General features: G+C 60.3%; 7 protein-coding genes. All 7 read left to right on the top strand.

Annotated features, from left to right (window positions below; all coding sequences use genetic code 11):
- The coding region (locus DY251_RS21095) for a NosD domain-containing protein (protein WP_281004492.1) at positions 1–367 on the top strand (367 nt) is incomplete at its 5' end.
- The gene (locus tag DY251_RS21090) at positions 364–1284 is read left to right on the top strand and encodes an ABC transporter ATP-binding protein (RefSeq protein ID WP_037094313.1); all 921 of its coding nucleotides are present in this window, start codon (positions 364–366) and stop codon (positions 1282–1284) included. The genes DY251_RS21095 and DY251_RS21090, both read left to right, overlap by 4 nt.
- Entirely contained in the window at positions 1281–2108 is an 828-nt protein-coding gene (locus tag DY251_RS21085) for an ABC transporter permease (RefSeq protein ID WP_116625870.1), read from the top strand. The genes DY251_RS21090 and DY251_RS21085 overlap by 4 nt, the downstream gene beginning before the upstream one ends.
- Positions 2105–2674: a nitrous oxide reductase accessory protein NosL gene (locus DY251_RS21080; RefSeq protein WP_050746872.1), complete on the top strand. Its 570-nt coding sequence runs from the start codon at positions 2105–2107 to the stop codon at positions 2672–2674. Before DY251_RS21085 ends, DY251_RS21080 begins: the two co-directional genes overlap by 4 nt.
- Positions 2667–3656: an FAD:protein FMN transferase gene (locus tag DY251_RS21075; RefSeq protein WP_037094308.1), complete on the top strand. Its 990-nt coding sequence runs from the start codon at positions 2667–2669 to the stop codon at positions 3654–3656. The genes DY251_RS21080 and DY251_RS21075 overlap by 8 nt, the downstream gene beginning before the upstream one ends.
- A 425-nt stretch (positions 3657–4081) precedes the next feature.
- A complete protein-coding gene (locus DY251_RS21070; protein WP_052821456.1) occupies positions 4082–4519 on the top strand; it encodes a pseudoazurin in 438 nt (145 codons plus the stop codon).
- A gap of 235 nt (positions 4520–4754) precedes the next feature.
- On the top strand, positions 4755–5108 hold a 354-nt coding region (locus DY251_RS21065; protein ID WP_483466595.1), incomplete at its 3' end, for an IS21 family transposase.

Below are 5108 nucleotides of genomic sequence, written 5' to 3'. Positions count from 1 at the left end.
CATCCATTTCACCGCCGGGTCGGAAGGCAATACGATGACCGGCAATGCCTTCATCGACAATCGCAACCAGGTGAAATATGTCGGCACCCGCTACCTTGACTGGTCGGTGAATGGGCGCGGCAATTACTGGAGCGACAACCCGGCCTTTGACCTTGATGGCGACGGAATCGGCGATAGGGCCTATCGCCCGAACGACCTCATGGACAAGGTCCTGTGGACCTCGCCGCAGGCCAAGATTCTCACTTCGAGCCCGGCCGTGCAGATCATCCGCTGGGCGCAGGTCCAGTTTCCGGCGCTGTTGCCGGGCGGCGTGGTGGACAGCCATCCGTTGATGGCACCGACAAGGCAGAAAGACGGTTTGCAGTGACGGCACCCACGGTCACATTATCAGGCGTGGCGAAACGCTACGGCCGGATCGAGGCGGTCAAGAATGTCTCCTTCGAACTGGAGCAGGGCCAGACGGTGGCCCTTGTCGGCCACAACGGCGCGGGCAAGACGACGCTGATCAAGCTGATGCTCGGCCTCATCCGGCCGACGCAAGGCACAGTGCAGGTGCTGGGCGAAGACCCGGCCCGGGGCGATTTCGCTGTGCGCCAGCGGCTCGGTTACCTGCCGGAGAGCGTCTCCTTCCACATGGCGCTGACGGGCCGCGAGACGCTTGCCTTCTATGCACGACTGAAACGTGTGGATATGTCGGACATGGAGGGCCTGTTCGAGCGCGTCGGGCTCGCGCCGGCTGCAGCCGATCGCCCCGTCCGGACCTATTCCAAGGGCATGCGGCAACGACTGGGACTGGCGCAGGCGCTGCTCGGCGCACCGCGCATCCTGCTGCTCGACGAGCCCACCAGCGGCCTTGATCCGGCATTGAGACGAAATTTCTATGAATTGGTATCCGGCCTGCGATCGGCTGGTACAACGATCCTGCTGTCCTCGCATGCGCTGACGGAACTCGAAGATCGCACCGACCGGGTGATCATCGTCAACGAGGGTGTGGCAATCGCCGACGGCACGCTGGAGAAGCTGCGGGGCATCGCCCGCCTGCCGACCCGGATCAGTGTCACGCTGGCAGATGGCGCGGGAATAACCGCTCCGAGCGGCGGGCAGGTCGCCTGGAAGGCGATCAGGGACCGCACCTTCGAGGCGGAGGTCGCGCCCGAAAACAAAATCTCGATCCTCAGGGACGTCACGGCCGATCCCGCCGCGGTTGCGGCGCTGCATGTGGTGGAGCCAACGCTCGATGAACTCTACGCCCATTTCCTCGGGGGGCGGGGGATGACGCGATGAACAATATATTGATCGTGGCGCGCAAGGAGATCCAAGAAGGCCTGCGGAACCGCTGGGTGCTGGCCACGACGCTGTTGCTGGCAGCCCTTGCGCTCACTCTGTCCTTCCTCGGCAGCGCGCCGACCGGCAATGTCGGCGTCAACCAGCTCGATGTCGTCATCGTCAGCCTGTCGAGTTTGACCATATTCCTGGTGCCGCTGATTGCACTGCTGCTGGCGCATGATGCGATCGTCGGCGAAGTAGAACGTGGTACGATGCTGCTCCTGATCAGCTATCCGATCAGTCGGCGGCAGATTGTCTTCGGCAAATTCCTCGGCCATCTGGCGATCCTCGCCTTCGCCACCCTGTTCGGTTATGGCACTGCAGCTGCGGCACTGGCGATGACCGGGACCGAGATTGGCCTGGCCAGTTGGTGGGCCTTCCTGGCGATGATTGCTTCATCAATCCTGCTCGGCATGGTATTCATCGCTATCGGCTATGTAACGAGCGCGCTTTCCAGCGAGCGGAGCACGGCCGGCGGCATCGCGATCGGCGTCTGGCTGTTCTTTGTACTGATCTACGACATGGCTCTGCTGGGAGCATTGGTGGCAGCAGAAGGCCGGCCGCTGCCCAGCGGACTTCTCGATGTCCTGCTCGTCCTCAACCCGACCGATGCCTATCGACTCCTCAATCTGGGCTCGGGAGAGGCGGGCGCGCTTTCGGGGCTCGGCGGCATCGCCGGACATACAGGGCTCAACGGGCCCATGCTCGTTGCTGCTCTCGTCGCCTGGATCGCCGCGCCGCTTGCGCTCGCGCTTAGGATATTCTCAAGGAGAGAGCTATGAAGATTGCTCCCGTCATCGCACTCTTGCTCTGCGGCCTTCTCTTATCAGGCTGCAGCGAGGAAAAGGACGCGACGCCACCAGCACCCTACGCGCTCACCGAGGAAGCGATGGGCCGTTATTGTGGGATGAATGTTCTGGAACATCCGGGCCCCAAGGGACAGATTATAATGTCCCAAATCCCAGAGCCTATCTGGTTCAGTTCGGCGCGAGACACGCTCGCATTCACGATGCTGCCAGAGGAGCCAAAGGACATTGCGGCCATCTATGTGTCGGATATGGCTAAGGCAACCACATGGGAAGAGCCTGGAGCCGATAACTGGATCGATGCGCGCCTCGCATTCTTCGTGATCGGCAGCGGGCTGCGCGGCGGCATGGGCACGGACGAGGCGGTACCGTTTTCGACGCGTGATGCCGCCGACAAATTCGCCGGCGAGCATGGCGGCCGCGTTGTCAGCTTCGAAGAAGTTCCTCGCGATTACGTGCTAGGGTCGACGACGGACGATGCTGAGAGACAGAATACGCCGGAAAATTTCGTAGAACCCGGGAAAGGACAGACAAATGGCTAGTATTGTCACCCGCCGCCGCGCCATTGCGATATTCGCCGCAGCCGCTGGCCTACCCCTGATACGGCCCGCGCGGGCGGCGACCCATGCGGTCACCTGGAAAGGGCAGGCGCTGGGTGCACCTGCGACGCTTATCCTACATCACGAGGACAGGGACAAGGCCCAGTTGCTGATCAACCGCGTCGTGACGGAGGTGTCGCGGCTGGAAGAGGTGTTCAGCCTTTACAGGAGCACATCCGCGATCAGCGAGCTGAACCGAGTCGGTGGCCTGGCCGCACCATCCGGTGATCTGGTAGCACTGCTCGAAGCCTGCCACCACCATTGGCATGAGAGCAGCGGTGTTTTCGACCCGACCATACAGCCGCTCTGGGCGCTTTATCGCGATCATTTCTCGGCACCCGGCGCGGATCCCGACGGCCCTCCACCCGAACAAATCGCACAGGCGGTCGCGCGAGTCGGCTTCGACGCGGTCCGCTTCAACCGCGACGGCATCGTGTTCAAGCGGCCAGGCATGGCGCTGACGCTGAACGGCATAGCTCAAGGCTATGTCACCGACCGCGTGGTTTCGTTGCTGCGGGATGCGGGTATCACCAGCAGCATGGTGGACATGGGTGAAGGTCGAGCTATTGGCGCGCAGGGCGACGGCACTCCGTGGCGCATCGGCCTTGCCGACCTCCAGGGCGCCGAACGTCCCGACAGCGTTCTCGATCTTATCGACCGGGCGGTTGCGACATCCAGCCCGGCCGGCTTCCAATTCGACACCGCACGCCGGTTTAGCCATATCCTCGACCCGCGCAACGGCAATGCCAGCGCGTCTTATCGGCGCCTGACTGTCGTGGCGCCGGACGCCACGACAGCAGACGCTCTCTCGACCGTCTTCACGCTGCTGGATCCGGATAGTATCCGTTCAAGCCTTGCCGGAAAACCTGATATCATGGTGGATCTTGTTCTGGAGTCAGGCGAACACAGACGATACGGGAGTTGAACGTCCCGCACGGCGTCGAGCGGACCTGATCGAAGTGCTTTTACGCTTACATTGTCTCCGGTCACCGACGTATCCGCCTGCCGCTGGTGACGAGATCGACATTTCGCCGCCTTTTTCCCCATGACCTAAACGCCTAAGTTCTGGTTGTCCGCCAGCTTCACGTCAACGATGGGAGGTAACCTCCACCTCAACTGGTGGGAGATCTGTGGACTATCACCGCGAGGGTCAGTCGCCCTACCCATGCGGACCCGTAGATTTCGAATTCTCCGTCTTGGCCAAATCGGCATCAAAGCGGAACTTTACGTTTTTCCTTGGGTTGAACGGGCATCCATGGTTGTTATGTTCAGACAAGGGTTGCCTCACGCCCGTAGTTCCATCACCCACGCTGCCGTCGTCGGCTGAATAAATATCAAGGAGAAAAAACAATGAATCTTTTTGCAACGACTCTCATCGGAGGCGCTGTTTCAGTGTTGATAGGCAGTAGCGCAATCGCTGCGGACTTCGAAGTTGATATGCTCAACAAGGGCTCCGATGGGGTGATGGTGTTCGAGCCGCTTCTGTCAAAAATCGCTGTCGGCGACACTGTCACCTTTGTGCCAAAGGACAAGGGCCACAACGCTGAAGCCATAAAAAACATGGTTCCTGACGGCGCAGAGCTGTTCAAGGGAAAGGTCAATGAAACAGTAAAGCAGACGTTCAATACGCCCGGAGTCTATGTCATAAAGTGCACGCCGCATTATAGTATGGGTATGGTTGCGGTGATCGTTGTGGGAGAGAACCCCGCCAATGTACAGGCGATCAAGGAGGCGAAATTGCCGAAGAAAGCGCGCGAGCGGACCGACAAGGCACTGTCGCAGCTTTAAGTGAAAGTGCGAACTGCCACCAAACGATACCAACGGCCGGTCAAGCGATCGGCCAAACTCACCGGAATTCTGCTCGAGGATGAGGTTCACAACAAGGGTACCGACAGACGGTGCAAGCTGTGATTTTTCGTGGAATGAGGACCCCTGTTGAGGGGTGATTTTCGTCCAAACGGGACCCCTTAACATTGGGGTCATCATGATGCCTCCGGTTTGATCGGAGGCATTTGTGTTTTGGATGTTGGTTGTGGAGACGATTGCGAAGATACGCCGGCTGTCGCTGGTTCAGGGCAAGACGATCAAGGCGATCTGCCGGGAGTTGGGGATATCCCGGAAGGTGGTGCGCAAGGTTCTGCGATCGGAGGAGACTGAGTTTCGTTACGAGCGCAAGCATCAGCCCTATCCGCGGATGGGCGCCTGGCGTGAGAAGCTCGATCTGTTGCTGTCGGCAAACGCGGCCAAGCCGCAGCGAGAGCGTCTGACGCTGATCCGGATCTATGAGGAGCTTCGCGGCCTCGGCTATGACGGCAGCTATAGCTCAGTGTGGCGGCATGCGCAGGATTGGGAAGAGCAACGCGGCAGTGCCGCGGCC

This window comes from Mesorhizobium denitrificans, from assembly GCF_003403035.1.
GTDB classification, from domain to species: Bacteria; Pseudomonadota; Alphaproteobacteria; order Rhizobiales; family Rhizobiaceae; genus Mesorhizobium_G; species Mesorhizobium_G denitrificans.
Note: the sequence above shows the minus strand (reverse complement) of the source record. Positions and strands in the feature narration are given on the sequence as shown.

Excerpts from the sequence above, each read along its gene's own strand:
- DY251_RS21075 (WP_037094308.1), top strand. The coding sequence starts at position 2,667 with ATGGCTAGTATTGTCACCCGCCGCCGCGCCATTGCGATATTCGCCGCA.
- DY251_RS21085 (WP_116625870.1), top strand. The coding sequence starts at position 1,281 with ATGAACAATATATTGATCGTGGCGCGCAAGGAGATCCAAGAAGGCCTG.
- DY251_RS21070 (WP_052821456.1), top strand. The coding sequence starts at position 4,082 with ATGAATCTTTTTGCAACGACTCTCATCGGAGGCGCTGTTTCAGTGTTG.
- DY251_RS21080 (WP_050746872.1), top strand. The coding sequence starts at position 2,105 with ATGAAGATTGCTCCCGTCATCGCACTCTTGCTCTGCGGCCTTCTCTTA.